The following is a 16,737-nucleotide window of genomic DNA, read 5'->3' on the forward strand; positions in this document are numbered from 1 at the left end:
TTATCAAGTTTTGTTTTTTTTTAAAATATTTATTTATGGAACCATATAAAGGATAAATAAAAAGTTAATAAATGTGACTTGTTTTAGAATTTTTTTTGCGAAAATTTTTCAGCATTTACAGAAGGATTAACAACAACTTCAAACTCTATGACTCCTAGAATTAATTCTTCTTTTGTTAGGACTTCAACTTCCCATTCACCTTCCTTAATATTGCTTTTGTATGTGTAACCGCGATAACCATTGTTTCTTCCTCCGGTTATTTCAAATTCAATATCATCAGCAATTTCCCAAGCTTCCTGTGTTTTATTATACCATTTCCATCTATGGATAATGGATTGCTCTAAAGCCGTTGGAGCAAATATGGATGAAAAAATATATACTTTTTCAGTTGGCGTATAATTAAATTTTAAATTATGGTCACGCCAAAAAATGTCCTGGCTATCTGCTTCATATGTTACAATATATGTATTGTCTTCAATAGTAACATTATGTGCAACAATACCAGCCTCTAATGCTAATGGAACTGGTGGGATTAATTTGAAAAAGTAAAAAGAATTAATGGAAAAATAAATGGAAAGTATTAAGCCAATAATTCTCCCCAAATGTACTTCTGCTCTCATGCTTGGGCTCACCGAATAAATAAAAATAATTAATGTAAGGGTGCAAGCTAAACTTACCACACCTGAGATAAGAAATATGTTCATGTTCATTTCTTTGGCCAGTACAGGAATCATAAATGCAAAGAAAGTGAAGCTTATAAAAAAATAGATGCTGAACTGTAAATACTTATTTGAAATTCGTTTTTTGAGAAATTCATTAGCCACAAGTAACGTCACTAAAATTATAAAAAAACAGACTGTTTTAGAAAGAGAGACGCTTCTGGAAAAATAAATAACATAGGCACCAGAAAGACCACCAAAGAAAAATTGTATGACCAATGGAAAATATGCTTCATACTTTTCAAGCCAGGTGTTTTTCCATTTTCCGTCATCTGCTACATTATAAAAATAAAGACTTATACTTAAAAGAGACATGTACAAGCACAACACAATTAAATCATATAACTGATCAATTCTACCAAGTGTTAAGGTGTCAAAAATAAATCCGCCAATAAAAAAAATAAGGGGAACATACTTTTGGTGCTTTTTTAGAAACCTATTTATGGCACTGTTTCTATACTTCGCCCAAATTCTTTTCATATGTAAATAATTATTGTTTTAGAGGTCATATGGTATCGCTTTATTTTCATTGGTGTTTATTTGCAATAAACTTGTTATTAATGGCGATTTCATATGTTTATCTTAACAGGATTAAATATAGGGTAATAATCAAATTATACCCCCTTTGTTTAAGTTATTTGTGAACCTAACAAATATGAAGCCAGAATTAATTTGAAACCTAATAAAAAAAATAATCATTCAGTCACCTTTCATATAAATGATTTATTAGAAATGTAGAGGATTATTTAGTTTTTCGATTTATTAAGACTGTGGGATTTACAATATGTGGAATTCTATTGTTTCTATAAAATTCAATGATATTTGTGGCTGCCAATCGAGCCATCTCATTTCTCGCCTCAATAGTAGCAGAACCAATATGGGGTAAAATGGATACATTTTCCATGTGTAACAACGGATTGTTTGGAAGCATTGGTTCCGGATTTGAAACATCCAATCCAGCTCCCCAAATCATGTTAGTGTTTAATGCTTCAATTAAATCCAATTCATTATGAACCATGCCGCGAGATGTGTTTATAAATATGGATGTCGGTTTCATTTTGCTAAAAGCATCTTTATTAAAAATACCTTCGGTTTTAGCGTTTAATGAACAGTGTACCGAAATAACATCACTTTGTGATAATAACCTATTGAAATCAACAAAGGTGGCATCAATTTCCTTTTCAGCATCTAAATTGGGTTTTGAGTTAGTGTATATAATGTTCATGTTGTAAGCACCTTTACATCTTTTAGCCATTTCAATACCTATTCTACCCAAACCAAAAACACCTAATGTTTTATTTTTGAGCTCCATACCTAAATTTGCTTTAGGTCTAAAATAACTCCACTCGCCATTAATGATCTGCTTATGCATGTAAAACATTTTTCTGGAAGTAGCAATCATTAACCCAAAAGCTATGTCTGCTGTTGCGTCACTCATGGCATTGGGTGCGTAACCAATTGGGATTCCTAATTTGGTGGCTTCAGGAATATCAATATTATCATATCCAGCTGCAAATTGGGAAATAATATCAAGGTGAGAACACGCGTTTAAAAATCGCTTGTCTATATTATCAGAGCCTGCACAAAATAAGGCATCGTGCAACTTGGCGTTTTCAATTAACTCATCTTGGGTCATGGGCCTATCTTCATTCCAAGTTGTGACGTTAAACCCATTATTTCTTAATAGATAGACCCCAATCTCAGGGAAAAGTTTAGAGATAAATATCTTTTTACTGTTCATACTTTATATGCCGAATATTAGAAAACTTTACTATACTATCTAATACTATTTGGCTCCTTTAATTTGCTTGTTGAATTTATAAATATAACAAACTAATTTATCTTAGGATATAATTGATTGTAGAAGTGTGGATGTTACAACTTTGAATTTATTTTTTTGTGGCGGCAGGTTTTCTTAATAATATATTAATCGATCCCGCTAGTAGTTGTTCCTCGTTAAATTTGACATAATCAGAATGAATTTTTAATTTTTTATAATCTTCATATTTTTTAGAGTTGTTGGAAACTTTATCATATTCTAAATATAATATTTTAAAACCTATTTTTTCAAATATATCAATGTATTGAGGAAGTCTTAATCTGTTATGATAATCAAATTTTGTTTGTATGTTGTCCCATTCGCTCTGGGAATATTTTAAGAAATCGTAATATGATAGTGACGAGTCTGAATAAGCTCGATGATCACTTGGCGATATTAAGTGTAAAATGGCGGCATCTTCTTCCATGTGATCGAATAGTTTTCTATGCATGTTATCAAGATCTTCTGGAGTGACATGCTCTAAAACAAATCTAGAAAAATAAAGCTTGACGTTTTTAGGTAGTTTTGAATTTACTAGATTCTGTTTAGGGTTGTATTTTATAAAATCTGGAAGATATAAACCATTGGATTTTTTTAATTCGAAATCATGTGTTTTAAAATATGAGTGTACCATTAAAATCCTTTTGTTATTATAATGTTTATTTATATCATAGGTGTAAATAATGTTAATGTTTTCATTAATTTTCAAAATATATGGCATTAATGGTAACCATCCCGAACCAATTTCAAGAATATTGTTGTTTTCTAAACTTAGGTCGTTTTTTCTTAAAATGTATTTAATTTTCTCATAACTATTTTGATTGGCATAGATTTTATCTTCAATTTTAAGAAAGGATTTTTTTTGTAATTGGTGATATATATAGTACCCAATTTTGTTGGGCAGTTTGTCCAAGATTTTGAATATATTACTTTTTAATTTATGAAATTTCATATATATGTAATTACGCTAGCACGTTTCAGTTTGGTATGTAGGTTGTAAGAACTAAAATAGTAAAAGAAAACAAACCAAAAGATAATCAGTAGGATTTCCATGTAGGCAAACCAGCAATTAAATATACGCGTCTTAATTTTGTTTTTTGTTAAGATATATAGTCGATTTTAATTGAATGTACATACCGTTTGATTTTTGTCAAAATTCGAACAGCTTGTATCTGTAAATTACAAAATTGTCTTGTAGATAAGATTAAGGAGTCAACCGTATCAATATCAATACGATAAGCAAATTCCATAGACTATTAAAATATCAAAATTTTTCGCATTTAAGATTGAACTCCGGCAAGTATTTAAGTTTTAATTGTTAAAATTATTATTGGTTTTTTTGTCATAATATGCTGTTTAACAGCTATGTGATATATTGAATTGCGTGTAAAGCCCAATAATAATTAACAAAATATAAATAAAATCAGTCTTAATTTCAATGGTTTTTGATATCAATATTCATTACATATTTTACATTTCAATCTTTAAAGCAAAATTAACTCAATCGATTTCGTTGACTGAAATTTTAAATGCAAATTATTTCTTAAAATAAGTCTTTAATTTTTTTTTAAACGGAAATAATTTGTATGTTCGAAAAATTAAATGGAAAAAATTAAGAATTAGCAAATAAATGGCATAAAAATTACACTAAATACTTACGGATTTAATAGTTTTTAATCATTTCTTATTTTTAATCAATTTGTCATTTTGTATTATAAATGTTTGTTATCGTTATTGATAGCTGAACTTTATTTAACCAACTAAACCAAATTATAAAGAATGCCATCTACTACTAAAGATTTTTACAAGTATTTTTACATTGCAGCCCTTGTTTTTTTAATAGCCTACATTTATATTGTAGTTGATTCTCATGCCCCTTCTGCTGGATGGGCTTTGCTGTTTTTTTTTACAAGTCTTGCGGTTGCTTTTAAAGGAAGTGAATTACTCAGCGGATTATCCTTTACCATGGTCATTTTTGGTACTGTAGGACTGTCTTTGTACCATCCAGAATATTTTACCCAATGGGGTGACTTTAATTTAAAGGTCTTAATAATACCGCTTATACAGATAATCATGTTCGGTATGGGAACATCTATGAGCGTAAAAGATTTTGCTGCTGTAATTAAAACGCCTAAAGGAGTTATTATTGGGGTAGTTAGTCAGTTTATGATTATGCCCATAATAGGCTTAACATTAGCAAATTTATCTGGTTTAGAACCTGAAATTGCAGCGGGTATTATTTTAATTGGATGTTCGCCAAGTGGGCTAGCATCTAATGTCATGTGCTATTTAGCAAAAGCTAATCTGGCACTTTCACTAACGGTAACATCTATTACTACATTATTGGCACCATTTATTACACCCGTTTTAATGAAATTATTAGCAGGGTCGCTTATAGAAATTGATGTTTATGGAATGATGTGGGAAATATTCAAAATGATAATTATACCAATAGGAGCTGGTTTAATATTCAATAAACTATTGAGCGGAAAATCACATTGGATAGATAAGGCTATGCCGATAGTTTCCATGATTGGTATTGCATTGATTCTTACTATTATAACAGCGGCAGGTAGGGATAGCTTATTAACAATAGGGCCTATATTAATAGTTGTTGTACTAATTCATAACACGTGTGGGTATACCTTAGGATATTGGTCGGCCAGATTATTTAAAATGCCAGAAAGTGATTGTAGAACTGTTGCATTGGAAGTAGGAATGCAAAATGCAGGTCTTGCATCAGGTATTGCTACACAATTAGGAAAATTAGCCACATTAGGATTGGCACCTGCAGTGTTTGGTCCATTAATGAATATTACCGGTTCTGCACTAGCTAGTTGGTGGCATAACCGTCAGCCAGAAGGAGAACAAGAGGAAGAGGTAGAATTCAAAAGGCATTGATTAAGAATAATAACTTAACTAAACATTCATAAAACTAAACTAAATTTTACCTAATATGTCAAAATTAAAATTCGTATTGTTAGCGGTTGCAGCAATAACTCTTGGGATTCAAGTTAATGCCCAAGAGGTACAAATGAGTAAAGAAGAATTAATTTCCTTAACACCTTCATGGAAAGGAGAACGTTTTCCAGATGGAAGGCCTAAAGTGCCAGACGCTATTCTAAAAAGAATGAAACATGTAAGTGTCGAAGAAGCTTGGGCAACCATGAAAAATGCTGGATTTGCTCACCAAATTGCTGAAGGATGGATGCAAATAAATCCTGACAGTGTTTTGGTTGGTCGTGCTTTTACAACTATTTTCATGCCTGGAAGAGCTGATGTATGGAAAGCCATAGATTCAGTTGGTAAGGCTAAAGGCTGGAGAGGACAAAATTCTTGGCCAATAGATATGTTGTCTAATGGCGATGTTTATGTGGTCAATCAATTTGGGGCTAAACTTGATGGACCTACTATTGGAGACAATGTTGGTAACGCTATTTATGCGAAAAGTGGCAATGGTGTTGTTTATGATGGTGCACTTAGGGATGTAGAAGGATTAGAAGAGATTGGAGGCTTTACGTCTTACTATACCAGTTACGACCCTTCATATCACAATCCTGGAAGAAATCCTAATACCATGATTATGGGAATTAACAAACCTACCTTGATTCGTCAAGTAACCGTAATGCCAGGTGATGTTGTTTTAGGTAGAATGGGTGTAGTTGTATTTGTTCCACCCCATTTAGCTGAGAGAATTGTTAAAACTTCAGAAGTTGTAAGACTTAGAGATATGTTTGGTCACGAACGTTTGAGAGAAGGAACCTATACTGCTGGACAGATAGATGGACGTTGGGCCGATGATATTGAAAAGGATTTCTCTAAATGGCTAAATGATCATATAGACGAACTTCCTGTACCTAAAGAACAAATTCAAGAATTGTTAAAGGAAAGGACTTGGTAGTAAACTAAACAAAAACTATATAAATTACTAATTAATAAACAATTAAAATGGCAAATTCAAATTCTAGGAGATCGTTCATTACCAAAGCCACCATGGTAGCGGCAGCGGCTCCACTAGTAACATTCGGACAAGGGTATCAAAATGCCGTTGATAAAAATGAAAAACTTTCGGCACCGTCCGATTTAAAAATTACAGATATTCAATGCGGAATCATAGGTGGTAGTCTGTTTGTGAAAATATTTAGCGATCAGGACATATACGGTTGTGGCGAAGGTGTAGACGCCATAAGAGGGGCAGAAAGTCTTGCTTTAGGATTTGGTCGTAGATTGAGAGGACAAAGTCCGTTTAACATGCACAAAATTTTCGAGGATATCCGTAGAGGAGGTCATTTTGGTGGTGGTCAATCGGGTATGTATGTTGCCGTGCTTTCTGCTATAGAAACTGCACTATGGGATTTAACAGGTAAAGCACTGGGCCTTCCTATATACCAACTTTTAGGAGGGAAGTTTAGAGATAAAGTACGCGTATATTGTGATACGGCACTTTACCGTGTACGATTCCCATCACCAGAAGATTTTGCTACAGCCGCAAAAGATGCTATTAACAATTGGGGATTCAATGCCTTGAAATTCGATATAGATTATGCTTCAGATCCAGATAAATACGATCGTTATAACTGGACCGCGAGTCCAGGTGAAATAATAAGAATGTACGATCAATTAGCTGCAGTACGCGAGGCAGTGGGACCAAAAATAGATTTATGTGTAGATATGCACGGACGTTACGACCATGTAACTGCACAAACCATTGCTAAGAAAGTGGAAGATTTAAACTTAACATGGTTAGAAGAGCCCATTCCAGCAGAGAACTATGATGCGTTCAAAACACTTACGGAAGAAACAAGTACGCCAATTTCGGCAGGTGAAAACGTATATCTTGGCCATGGTTTCTTGCAATTACTAAATAATGGTGTAGATATTATTATGCCAGATTTACAAAAATGTGGTGGGTTAGGAGAAGGCCAACGTATTGCTAACCTAGCAAACTTATATTATGTGCCATTCTCTCCACACATGGTGGCATCTTTCTTAGGGGCTATGGCTTGTGCACATGTTTGTGCTTCTGTACCTAACTTCCATTTGATGGAGTGGCAGTCTTACTTCCATACTAATGAAATGTACAAGAAAATTGTAATATATGATGAAGGCGACTGGGTAAAAGACAGTTTTGTAACCGTATCTAACAAACCAGGTATTGGTGTTGACCTTAACATTGAAGCCATGAAAGAGTACAAAAGAGGTGATGCACCATTCTTTGAATAATTAACGTTCAACTGTGTATTATTCAACAAAAAACCACTTCATTTTGAAGTGGTTTTTTACTTTATAAATTGTCTTTAAAAGATATTTATTTTAAAGGTGTTATCTTTATATTTCTAAATTGAATCTTGCCATCAGTTTGGTTGTTTCCTAATGCTTGTAATGCAATAAAACCATCCGATAGTTTATCGTCCGTTGCATCTGCCGTTAAAGTACCATTGGTCCAAGCTTGAAAATGGTTGCCCTCTACTTTAATCTTAAGGGTATTCCATTTATTAATGGTTTCTACAGCTACTAATTGTGGAGCTATAGGCACAATAGATCCAGTTCGATTCGCTGGAGTTGGATTGGTATCAGAAATATTTACTTCGTAACACTTCTCTGTGTTAATAACCCTTTCACTACAATGAATGTATACACCAGAATTTATAGCGGCATCTGGACTAAATTCCATTTCTAAAATATAATCATCGTATTTTTGGTTTGTCATCACAAAGCTGTTGCCTCTCATAATACTACCATTTAATATACCATCAGAGAATTCCCAAGTGGCATCTCCATTTTTGTCCCAGTTTGAAGCATTTTCTTGAAATAGTGTTTGCGAATTTTTACAAGAACTGTTTAAAACTAGAATAGCTAAAATTAATAGATGTAACCTTGCTTTTTTAATAAAATTTGTAACGTTCATTTTTAGTTGTTTTTTTAATATTTATTTATAATTATTGCTGTTTTGTAGTTATTTTTATTATGAAAGTAACAAAACAACAATGGTTTTAGTTGTAATCTAATATAAGTAAATTTTATATAAATGGAATAAATTAGATTTATTGTTTTAATTATTTTTTATTGATTTTTTTAATCAAATATGATACTATTAGAGGTCTGTTTCATCAATAGATTTTTTAAAATCTTAACTTTTTAAGATGAGCCATTTATCATAAAAATAACTATTTTTATAAAAATAAATTAAATCAACAAAAACTAAACTAATGAATTTGAAATTAACCAATAGAATATTTAACAGTGTTTTTCTTGTCGTTGTCACTTTTGCAATGGTTCAGTGCAAACAATCAACGGCACCAGAGTGGCAAGAGACAAATGAAGCACTCATAAGTCAGCATAGTCTTTCTGTAAGAGAGTTGACTGACTTACCAGAAAACGGCATAGCATCTAACCTTGAGGCCGGTAAAGTAATAAATCTTGATAAAGTGGATAGTCTTGAACTTCACCCAGGTGTAAACGCAAAGATTTTTTGGGGCACAGGAACCATGGTGAGTGTTATTCAAATGGCACCTAATTCAAAAATTCCTGATGAGGTATTATCAGAAGATAGATTTCTTTTTGTACAAGAAGGATCCATCAATCAACTTATAAACGACTCGGCTGTTACATTGGCTTCAGTAAAGAGAGAAGAACCAGATGGAAGCCACAGTGGCACACCTAAAACAGAATTTGTTTATTTAAAAAAAGGCACAAAAAGTAGCATCACCGCTGGTGATTCTGGAGCTAGACTACTTGAATTGTATAGCCCACTGCGATTAGATTATCTTAAACAATTAGGTATTGAAAATCTTCCGAGTGACATAATAGATGTTAAAAACACCCAAGAACCTAATATTGAGTTCAATAAGGTATATGATTTATATGATTTTCAATTAACTAAATTGGCTGAAGGGGCTCATTCTAGGTTGATTTCTGGAAGAAATACGCAGTTAAGTTTTATTTCTATGGACCCAGGTTCCACATTTCCACACCATATACATCCAGAAGAACAAATGATGTTCGTAATGCGTGGTGAATGTGATGAAATAATACTTGATGGCAAAGCACGTATGGTAGAAAATGACGTAGTTCGCTTACCTGGAAATATGGTTCATGGCGCTTACATTAGTGAACTTGGCTGTGATGCGTTGGACATTTTTTGGCCTGCGCGAGCAGATTATTCTGAAAAGGAAAAGGCGGTTTTATCCGCTTATCATGAGATCATTCCTGAAGATGCCAAACCAGAATTATTGGTTGATGGGACAAAAACAGAACCCGCTTTAACATTTAGCGAAGGACCTAAATGGATGAATGGTAAGGTATATTTTTCGAATATGTATTTTGATCAAAATTGGAATGCCGACCCCAAAAAGAGTTCTATTGTAGAACTAGACCCTAGTGGCAGTTACAAAAATATCACAGAAGGTAAGATGCAAGCAAATGGCTTATATCCTTACAAAAATGGAAATTTAATTGTTTGTGATATGATAGGGCATCGTGTTGTTGAAATGACTACCACAGGACAAGTAGTGAGGGTTTTGGTTGATAAGTATGACGGAAAGCCTATTGACGGTCCTAATGATGTAATCACAGATACCAAAGGTGGCTTCTATTTTACTGACCCTCAGTTTACTATGGAAGCAGAGAAATCGCAACCTGGACGTGCAGTATATTATGTGTCACCAGAAGGTAAAATAACAAGAATTGTTGAGCCTAATGAATTCGCCATGCCAAACGGTATTTTATTGTCGCCTGATGGTAAAATACTTTACATAAATAATTGTTATGATGATGAATCATGGTATCCTGTAAACAGCGAGAAAGATAATTTTATTTGGGCGTATGATGTGAATGAGGATGGAACAATAACTAACGGTCGCCAATTTGCAAAACTGTTTTTGACAGGAAATGTTTTGGATAGAAAAGGAAAATCCTCTAGTGCCGATGGTATGGCCATTGATAAAATGGGTAACATTTATGTTGGTACGTATTATGGTGTTCAAATCTTTAACAATAAAGGTGAATATGTAGGGATGATTAATTTACCTTCATTTCCAGTAAGCCTTTGTTTTGGTGACGAGGATATGAAAACACTATACATTGTAAGTTACAGTAAAGTGTATAAAATCCGAACCAATATGGAAGGGTATATTAACTACTTATGAACATCCAATAATACTAAACATAATTTAAATTAAACTGAATGAAAAAAATTGTAACATTAGGTCTATTTGCTTTTGCATTAACCGTTTCCGGTCAAGATATAGGAAGCATTGAAATTATTTCAGACGAATTATCAGGCGTTATAGACACAAATGCCAAAGTTGAAAAAATTGCTGATGGCTGTCAATTTACTGAAGGACCATTATGGATTAAAAAAGAAAACATGTTATTGTTTTCTGATGTTCCTGCAAATACTATTTATAAATGGACTGAGGCTAAGGGTAAAGAGGTGTATTTAAAGCCAGCCGGTTATACATCTACTGAATCTAGAGGTGGGTTTATGGGCTCAAACGGACTTTATCTTACTAAAAAGGGAGAATTGTTAATTTGTCAGCATGGCGACAGAAGAATAGCAAAAATGGATGCGCCCCTGAATGCTCCGCAAACAAATTATATAACGGTTGTTGGTGAGTACGATGGCAAGAGACTTAACAGTCCAAATGATTTGGTAATGTCTAAAAAGGGAGATTTGTATTTTACCGACCCAGGATATGGTTTTGAAAAAGGCATGAACGATCCTAAAAAAGAAATTTCTTTTCAAGGTGTTTATAAAATGGATAAAAAAGGAAAAGTAACCCTTCAAGATGATGCCATTCCTCAACCAAACGGTATTGCTATTTTTCCAGATAAAAAAACCATGATTGTTGCTAGTACGGATGGGCCGGATAAGGGTTGGTTTTTATACGATATTGATAAAGATGGCATTTTAAAAAACAAACGCGTATTCTATAATGTTGCCAAAGAAAGAGGTATGGGAGGCTGTGATGGATTGAAGATTGATAAATCTGGTAATGTTTTTGCAACAGGCCCTGGTGGGATATGGATATTTACCCAACAAGGTAAACTTATTGGAAAAATAAAGTTTGATAGGCTAACAGTAGCCAACCTTGCTTTTACTCCAGATGAGAAAACAATGTATATTACGGCTACAAGTAATGTATTTAGATTAAAAATAAAATAATAATAGTAAGTAAATTAAAAAACAACAGCGCCATGGTTTTAACTATGGCGCTGTTGTTTAACTAAATCACTATGGCACTTGGGTCCATAGCGGTTTAGTTTCAAGGAATTTGTTTTTCTTCCTTTTCAGGAAGCGCATAAACCACATATCCTTTAGGAATGTCCTCTTCGTTTAGCGAATCGTCCATTAAGCGTCCTGTAGAGCACAATACGAGGTATTGTCGTCCATTTGCTTGATACATGGCAGGAATACCCTGGGGATTTAAGCGTCCTACTTCTTTTTTCCAAAGAATATCGCCATTATCAGCATCATAGGCATAAACCCTGCCATCGCCTGCAGTAGCAAATACCAGTCCTGTTGCTGTAACGACCATTCCTTTTCGTAGGGATCCGTTGGCTGTTCCTGTATTTTCTTCGCTATCAATGTCATCATCATCACCTAAAGGCACCTTCCATTTAATAACTCCCTTATTTAAATCATAAGCGACAATCCATGACCACGCTGGTGTTAAAATATCGTTAGCTGCCTCACCATAGTTATTGGATTCTATATAAATTGCTTTAGGACCCATGTAATCCTTGGGATACCCAACTTCTTTTCGTGGTGGGTAATCGGGAACTTTTACTCCCCCGGAAGCTACTACAGGCCCCGATGGCGGGGGTGCCTGCTCTTGTTGGCTGTTATTACCTCTTGTTCTGGCTAAGGATGCAAGGTAGGTGTATAGATTACTCAAGGTTTCACCATCTAGGTGCGGCATTGCAGGCATACGACCCTTACCATTGGTCACTGTCAATTTGAAGGCATCCAATCCTCCACTTCGATCCATAGTGAGCAAACTGGTTCCTAATCCCTCCAAACCATTTTTATCAGCACCATGGCATACCAAGCAGGTTTGTTTATATGAAGCCTCTGCTTTTGCTATTAGATCACCAGACAGTTCCAAGTTGTTCTTTCTCGGCTCCCGAATTTTTAACCTATAAATTGATGCAGATTCTTTGGTTTGCACATAGACAATACCTTTCTTAGGGTTTGCCGCCGTATTGCCATAATTAGCACCACCTGTGGAGCCTGGAATGGCAATGGTTTCATACTTATCGGAAAGTGGCTGGAACATACCTACTTTCGCTTTACCAATTCTTTCAATCATTTCTTCACGTTTTTCGTCGCTCAAATAAGGATTCAAATCCTCTACGGTCACTACTTGGCGATTGAATGGTGGTATGACGGTCGGAAAGGGTTGGGTTGGCCATGATTTTTCATCAGGCATGTCACTTTGTGGAACAGGCCTTTCCTCAATAGGCCAAAGCGGTTTCCCAGTTACCCGATCAAACACGTACAAAAACCCTGTTTTAGCAGCAACTGCTACAGCATCAACCTCTTTGCCATCGTGCTGAACGGTAATCAACTGAGGTGCAGCCGTGAGGTCATAGTCCCACAAATCATGGTGTACCGTTTGAAAATGCCAGAGTCTTTTGCCTGTGCGTGCATCAAGTGCGATGATACAATTTCCAAACAGATTAGCTCCTTGACGGTCAACACCATCAAAATCATAGGTTGGTGACCCAGTTGGGAAGTAAGCAATGCCACGTTCCGCATCTACAGATATTTCCCCCCAGGTATTGGTAGCCCCTGCATATTTGTAAGCATCCTTTGGCCAGGTTTCGTAACCATATTCGCCTGGAAGGGGGATGGTATGAAAAATCCATTCCATTTTTCCAGTGATTACACTATAAGCACGAAGGTGTCCAGGCCCAACAAATGGGTTTTCTCCTGGAGCTGAACCTACGAGAATCAGGTCCTCAAATACATGACCAGGAATAACTGGTGTCATACGGCCAAGTGTTTCGGGATCCCGATCTACTCCAAGTCGCATGTCGGTATATCCCGGACCGGTATCGCCAAAGTCCATGATGGACTTTCCAGTAATGGCATCGATTGCCTGCATGGTGTTGTTCAGAAATATGATCAGTCGCTTCATACTCTTATTTTCACTTTGCCAGAAATTGATTCCGCGGGTAATGATCCCACGGAGATTCTCATGAATCCAGATTTCTGCTCCGGTACTAGCATTTACCGCAATAATCGAATTATTTCGACCCATCACATACATCACGTTATCCACGATGATGGGATTGAAATTATAGTTGGAATTATCGTAGGTGGGAACAACAAATGCCACTTCTAGTTGATTGACATTTTCCTTAGTGATCTGGTTGAATTCCACAAATTTTGAATGATCAGGTCCCCCGCCATAGTCTTTCCATTCAATGTGTTGTTGTGTTGCTAGAGGTGCTGAATTTTCATCATTACAGCTGGCTAAAAGGAGACTGAAGGGAAATAAAATCCAAAATGATGGTGATATTCTTCCTGAAAGAGTTCTTGAGAGTAGCATAAGTTATGGTTAGTTTAGTATGGTTGTATATTAGTTTTTCTTAACGAAAAGAGAAGCACTCTATTGCTAAGAAATTGAAAACGCCGTGGCTTTGTCACGATAAATTCCACGCACTATCTATAAGCTCAAGCGTATGTTTATTTTATTGAGTATGATCGACTTCCCAAGTGTCTGTTCTAAATGGTACGATTGGGAATCCTTCTTTGCTCAGTACGTTGGACATGCCAGTATTGCTGAAAGAAAACCTGACAGCAATAGGTTCTTTTACATGTTTACTTGAAACAATTATCCTGTCCTTTTCCAATTTCACATCAGCAGGAACGAAATTTTTGTCACTTCCCGAAATCAGGAATTCAGTTGGTTTTTCACCATTCTTAGTGATAAAGCCGTTTGATGCGTTATCGAAATATAGATTAACTTTCCCTTTGTTCACTTCCATACTTTTCAACATAGGGTTGGTATAAACTGGTATATCTTTTCCATAAGTATCTGCCAGAGCCAATATAGCAAGACGTTCGCCTACATCCTTTTTATTTTGAGGATGAAGGTTGGTGACGTCATCTACTAAGTCGGTGACTACCACCATGCCAGTTTTAGGATATGAAAGGGATTTGGACTGTGCTTCTTGGAGTAAAGCACCTTCATACAAAGAAGTCTCGTATTTCCAGGGTGCAATCTGTACGTAGTAGAATGGAAAATCTTTCTGAAAAGCCTCACGCCATGCACCGATCATCCCTGTCAGCATCTTTTCATAGGCATAAGCTCGTGGTGTGTTGCTTTCCCCCTGATACCAGACTGCTCCAGCGATACTGTAATTTGAAATAGGATAAATCATAGCATTGTAGATATAGCCGGGTTGATGTGGTCGGTGCGTTTTTACCACTATTTCACTAGCTGCTTTCTTCATAACAGGGTCCGACTCTATCACAGATGCTGGCTCCCATAATTCTATAGGAGTACCCGACCAAGTAGATTGGATAAGACCAATAGGGATATTGCCCAACTCATCCTGTAGTTTTTTACCAAAGAAATAGCCCGCAGCGCAGAAGCGTCTTAATGTTTCTTCATTGCATGATACCCAATCCCCATCTGCATAATCCTGAGGATGTTCAGAGGCTTTTTGGTCAACTCGAAAGAAGCGCATCTTGACATTGGCAGAATTAGGGAGTATTTCTTTTATCTGGCTGTTATTGCTCATCTCCATATTGGACTGCCCGGAAAGTATCCAAACCTCACCAATCATGATGTCTTCCAATACAATACTATCTCCTCCTCCGAATCTACTCCTCGATTGAAAGGTTATCGTGTATGGCCCTCCTGCTGAAGGTGTCTTGATGCTCGCTTTCCATTTACCAATGTTAGAGGTCTGTACGGTATCAGCCTCTTCTTTCCAGGAAGAGATAATGATAAAGCGCTCACTTGCACCAGCCCAACCCCATAGGTTGGCCTCAGAATTTTGCTGCAATACCATTCCGCTGCTTATGATTGGAGGTAAACGAATAATAGCAACAACTTTTGGAGTAAAAAATAGGCTAAAGATTAGGGAACCAATTAAAAGAAGCTTTTTCATAATAAAATGGTTTTAAAGTTTAATATATTTAGTAAAACACTACCATGTTCTCTTGCTCATCACTTTATCTAGTTCGGCACGGGTCATAGTCCCTAATTCAGGGTGTTTTTTTAGCCATTCTAGAAAAGCAATTTTTATGTCATCACCCCATTGACTATCTATTTCACCTGTGCTGTATTTACCGGTTTTTACCATTTCAAAACCAAATTGGTCTTTTCTGGTTACAAATTCTGAGGTACTCACCACTTGCTCAGCCATATGCGCAGGAACAAAAAGCACACCTTCAATGGTGGCAATTACTAAGTCACCAGGAAGTACAATGGCATCACCAATACGGATAGGTGTATTAAGTCCCATAAGGACCATGAATTCTGTAAACGACGGATGAAAATCACGTACAAAAGCATTAAAGCCTTTAATATTCTGTAATTCCTGTAAATCCCTAGAGGCGCCATTAAACACCACACCGTTTCCTGACTTACTGAATATGGAGTTCGCTAAAGTAGCGCCCATAATGGGGCCACCATTAATCTTGCCATAAGCATCGGCAACATATAAATCACCTTTTGAAAGCATATCAATAGGCCAAGCGTTGGTATTACCTTTTTTTCCTTGTGTGGCGCCTCTTTCTTTAATATTTTTTTCCACATCAGGTCGACTAGGCATATACATCGCAGTAACGGCACGACCTGTCATAGTCGTACTATTGACCATTTTCCAATCACCAGCATATTGGTTTATATAACCTTCATTTCTCAATACGGTCCAAGCATCATCAATCATAATGTTTTTAGCTCTTTCCAATAAATCATCGGAAATTTTTGGCCTTCCATCTTCAAACCGTTCGCCTTGCCATTCTGAAGTAAGGAATAGCATTTCTTCTTTTGCAATGGTCTGAGCATCTAATTGACTTACAAAACCTAGAGTAAATAGAATAATAGCACTAAATAATTTCATTGTATTCATATTAAAATATTTTAATCATTCTAAAAAGCAACTTTTATTTTGTGAGTTCATTGACTGTCAATTTCGCCCGTACCGTAAGTTTTTGATTTAACTATTTCAAAACCA

The 16,737-nt window shown here is 35.6% G+C and carries 12 protein-coding genes; 5 read left to right on the top strand and 7 right to left on the bottom strand.

Features of this window, described 5'->3' with window-relative positions; all coding sequences use genetic code 11:
* Positions 1 to 83 precede the first annotated feature (83 nt).
* The 3 genes from CSW08_RS01370 to CSW08_RS01380 all read right to left on the bottom strand — a co-directional run bounded on the left by CSW08_RS01370 (position 84) and on the right by CSW08_RS01380 (position 3,490).
* Positions 84 to 1,199 carry a DUF2914 domain-containing protein gene (locus CSW08_RS01370; RefSeq protein ID WP_106658118.1) on the bottom strand — a complete coding sequence of 372 codons (1,116 nt, stop codon included), beginning with the start codon at positions 1,197 to 1,199 and terminating at the stop codon, positions 84 to 86.
* A gap of 262 nt (positions 1,200 to 1,461) precedes the next feature.
* Positions 1,462 to 2,460 (bottom strand): 2-hydroxyacid dehydrogenase, encoded by a 999-nt coding sequence (locus CSW08_RS01375; RefSeq protein WP_106658119.1) that lies wholly within the window; start codon positions 2,458 to 2,460, stop codon positions 1,462 to 1,464.
* A 148-nt stretch (positions 2,461 to 2,608) separates the two neighbouring features.
* Positions 2,609 to 3,490: a hypothetical protein gene (locus tag CSW08_RS01380; protein WP_106658120.1), complete on the bottom strand. Its 882-nt coding sequence runs from the start codon at positions 3,488 to 3,490 to the stop codon at positions 2,609 to 2,611.
* A gap of 827 nt (positions 3,491 to 4,317) precedes the next feature.
* Between CSW08_RS01380 and CSW08_RS01385 the strand changes: the two genes are divergently transcribed.
* Genes CSW08_RS01385 through CSW08_RS01395 form a run of 3 tightly spaced genes read left to right on the top strand, consistent with a single transcriptional unit; the run spans position 4,318 to position 7,761 of the window.
* Entirely contained in the window at positions 4,318 to 5,439 is a 1,122-nt protein-coding gene (locus tag CSW08_RS01385; protein ID WP_106658121.1) for a bile acid:sodium symporter family protein, read from the top strand.
* 55 nt (positions 5,440 to 5,494) lie between these two features.
* Positions 5,495 to 6,439 carry an RraA family protein gene (locus CSW08_RS01390; RefSeq protein WP_106658122.1) on the top strand — a complete coding sequence of 315 codons (945 nt, stop codon included), beginning with the start codon at positions 5,495 to 5,497 and terminating at the stop codon, positions 6,437 to 6,439.
* A gap of 47 nt (positions 6,440 to 6,486) precedes the next feature.
* Positions 6,487 to 7,761: a mandelate racemase/muconate lactonizing enzyme family protein gene (locus CSW08_RS01395; RefSeq protein ID WP_106658123.1), complete on the top strand. Its 1,275-nt coding sequence runs from the start codon at positions 6,487 to 6,489 to the stop codon at positions 7,759 to 7,761.
* Positions 7,762 to 7,846: 85 nt separating this feature from the next.
* Here the strand turns inward: CSW08_RS01395 and CSW08_RS01400 are convergent, their stop codons facing one another.
* Positions 7,847 to 8,446: a 3-keto-disaccharide hydrolase gene (locus CSW08_RS01400; protein WP_106658124.1), complete on the bottom strand. Its 600-nt coding sequence runs from the start codon at positions 8,444 to 8,446 to the stop codon at positions 7,847 to 7,849.
* Positions 8,447 to 8,747: 301 nt separating this feature from the next.
* On the opposite strand from CSW08_RS01400, the gene CSW08_RS01405 reads away from it, so the two are divergent.
* A complete protein-coding gene (locus CSW08_RS01405; protein ID WP_106658125.1) occupies positions 8,748 to 10,685 on the top strand; it encodes an SMP-30/gluconolactonase/LRE family protein in 1,938 nt (645 codons plus the stop codon).
* 38 nt (positions 10,686 to 10,723) lie between these two features.
* Entirely contained in the window at positions 10,724 to 11,704 is a 981-nt protein-coding gene (locus CSW08_RS01410) for an SMP-30/gluconolactonase/LRE family protein (protein ID WP_106658126.1), read from the top strand.
* Between the two features lie 100 nt (positions 11,705 to 11,804).
* On the opposite strand, the gene CSW08_RS01415 is transcribed toward CSW08_RS01410, so the two are convergent.
* The 3 genes from CSW08_RS01415 to CSW08_RS01425 all read right to left on the bottom strand — a co-directional run bounded on the left by CSW08_RS01415 (position 11,805) and on the right by CSW08_RS01425 (position 16,632).
* The gene (locus CSW08_RS01415; RefSeq protein ID WP_106658127.1) at positions 11,805 to 14,096 is read right to left on the bottom strand and encodes an outer membrane protein assembly factor BamB family protein; all 2,292 of its coding nucleotides are present in this window, start codon (positions 14,094 to 14,096) and stop codon (positions 11,805 to 11,807) included.
* Positions 14,097 to 14,238: 142 nt separating this feature from the next.
* Positions 14,239 to 15,666: a sialate O-acetylesterase gene (locus CSW08_RS01420; protein WP_106658128.1), complete on the bottom strand. Its 1,428-nt coding sequence runs from the start codon at positions 15,664 to 15,666 to the stop codon at positions 14,239 to 14,241.
* A 39-nt stretch (positions 15,667 to 15,705) separates the two neighbouring features.
* Entirely contained in the window at positions 15,706 to 16,632 is a 927-nt protein-coding gene (locus tag CSW08_RS01425) for an RraA family protein (RefSeq protein WP_238987175.1), read from the bottom strand.
* Between the last annotated feature and the right edge of the window lie 105 nt (positions 16,633 to 16,737).

The organism is Confluentibacter flavum, assembly GCF_002843175.1.
Classification (GTDB): domain Bacteria; phylum Bacteroidota; class Bacteroidia; order Flavobacteriales; family Flavobacteriaceae; genus Confluentibacter; species Confluentibacter flavum.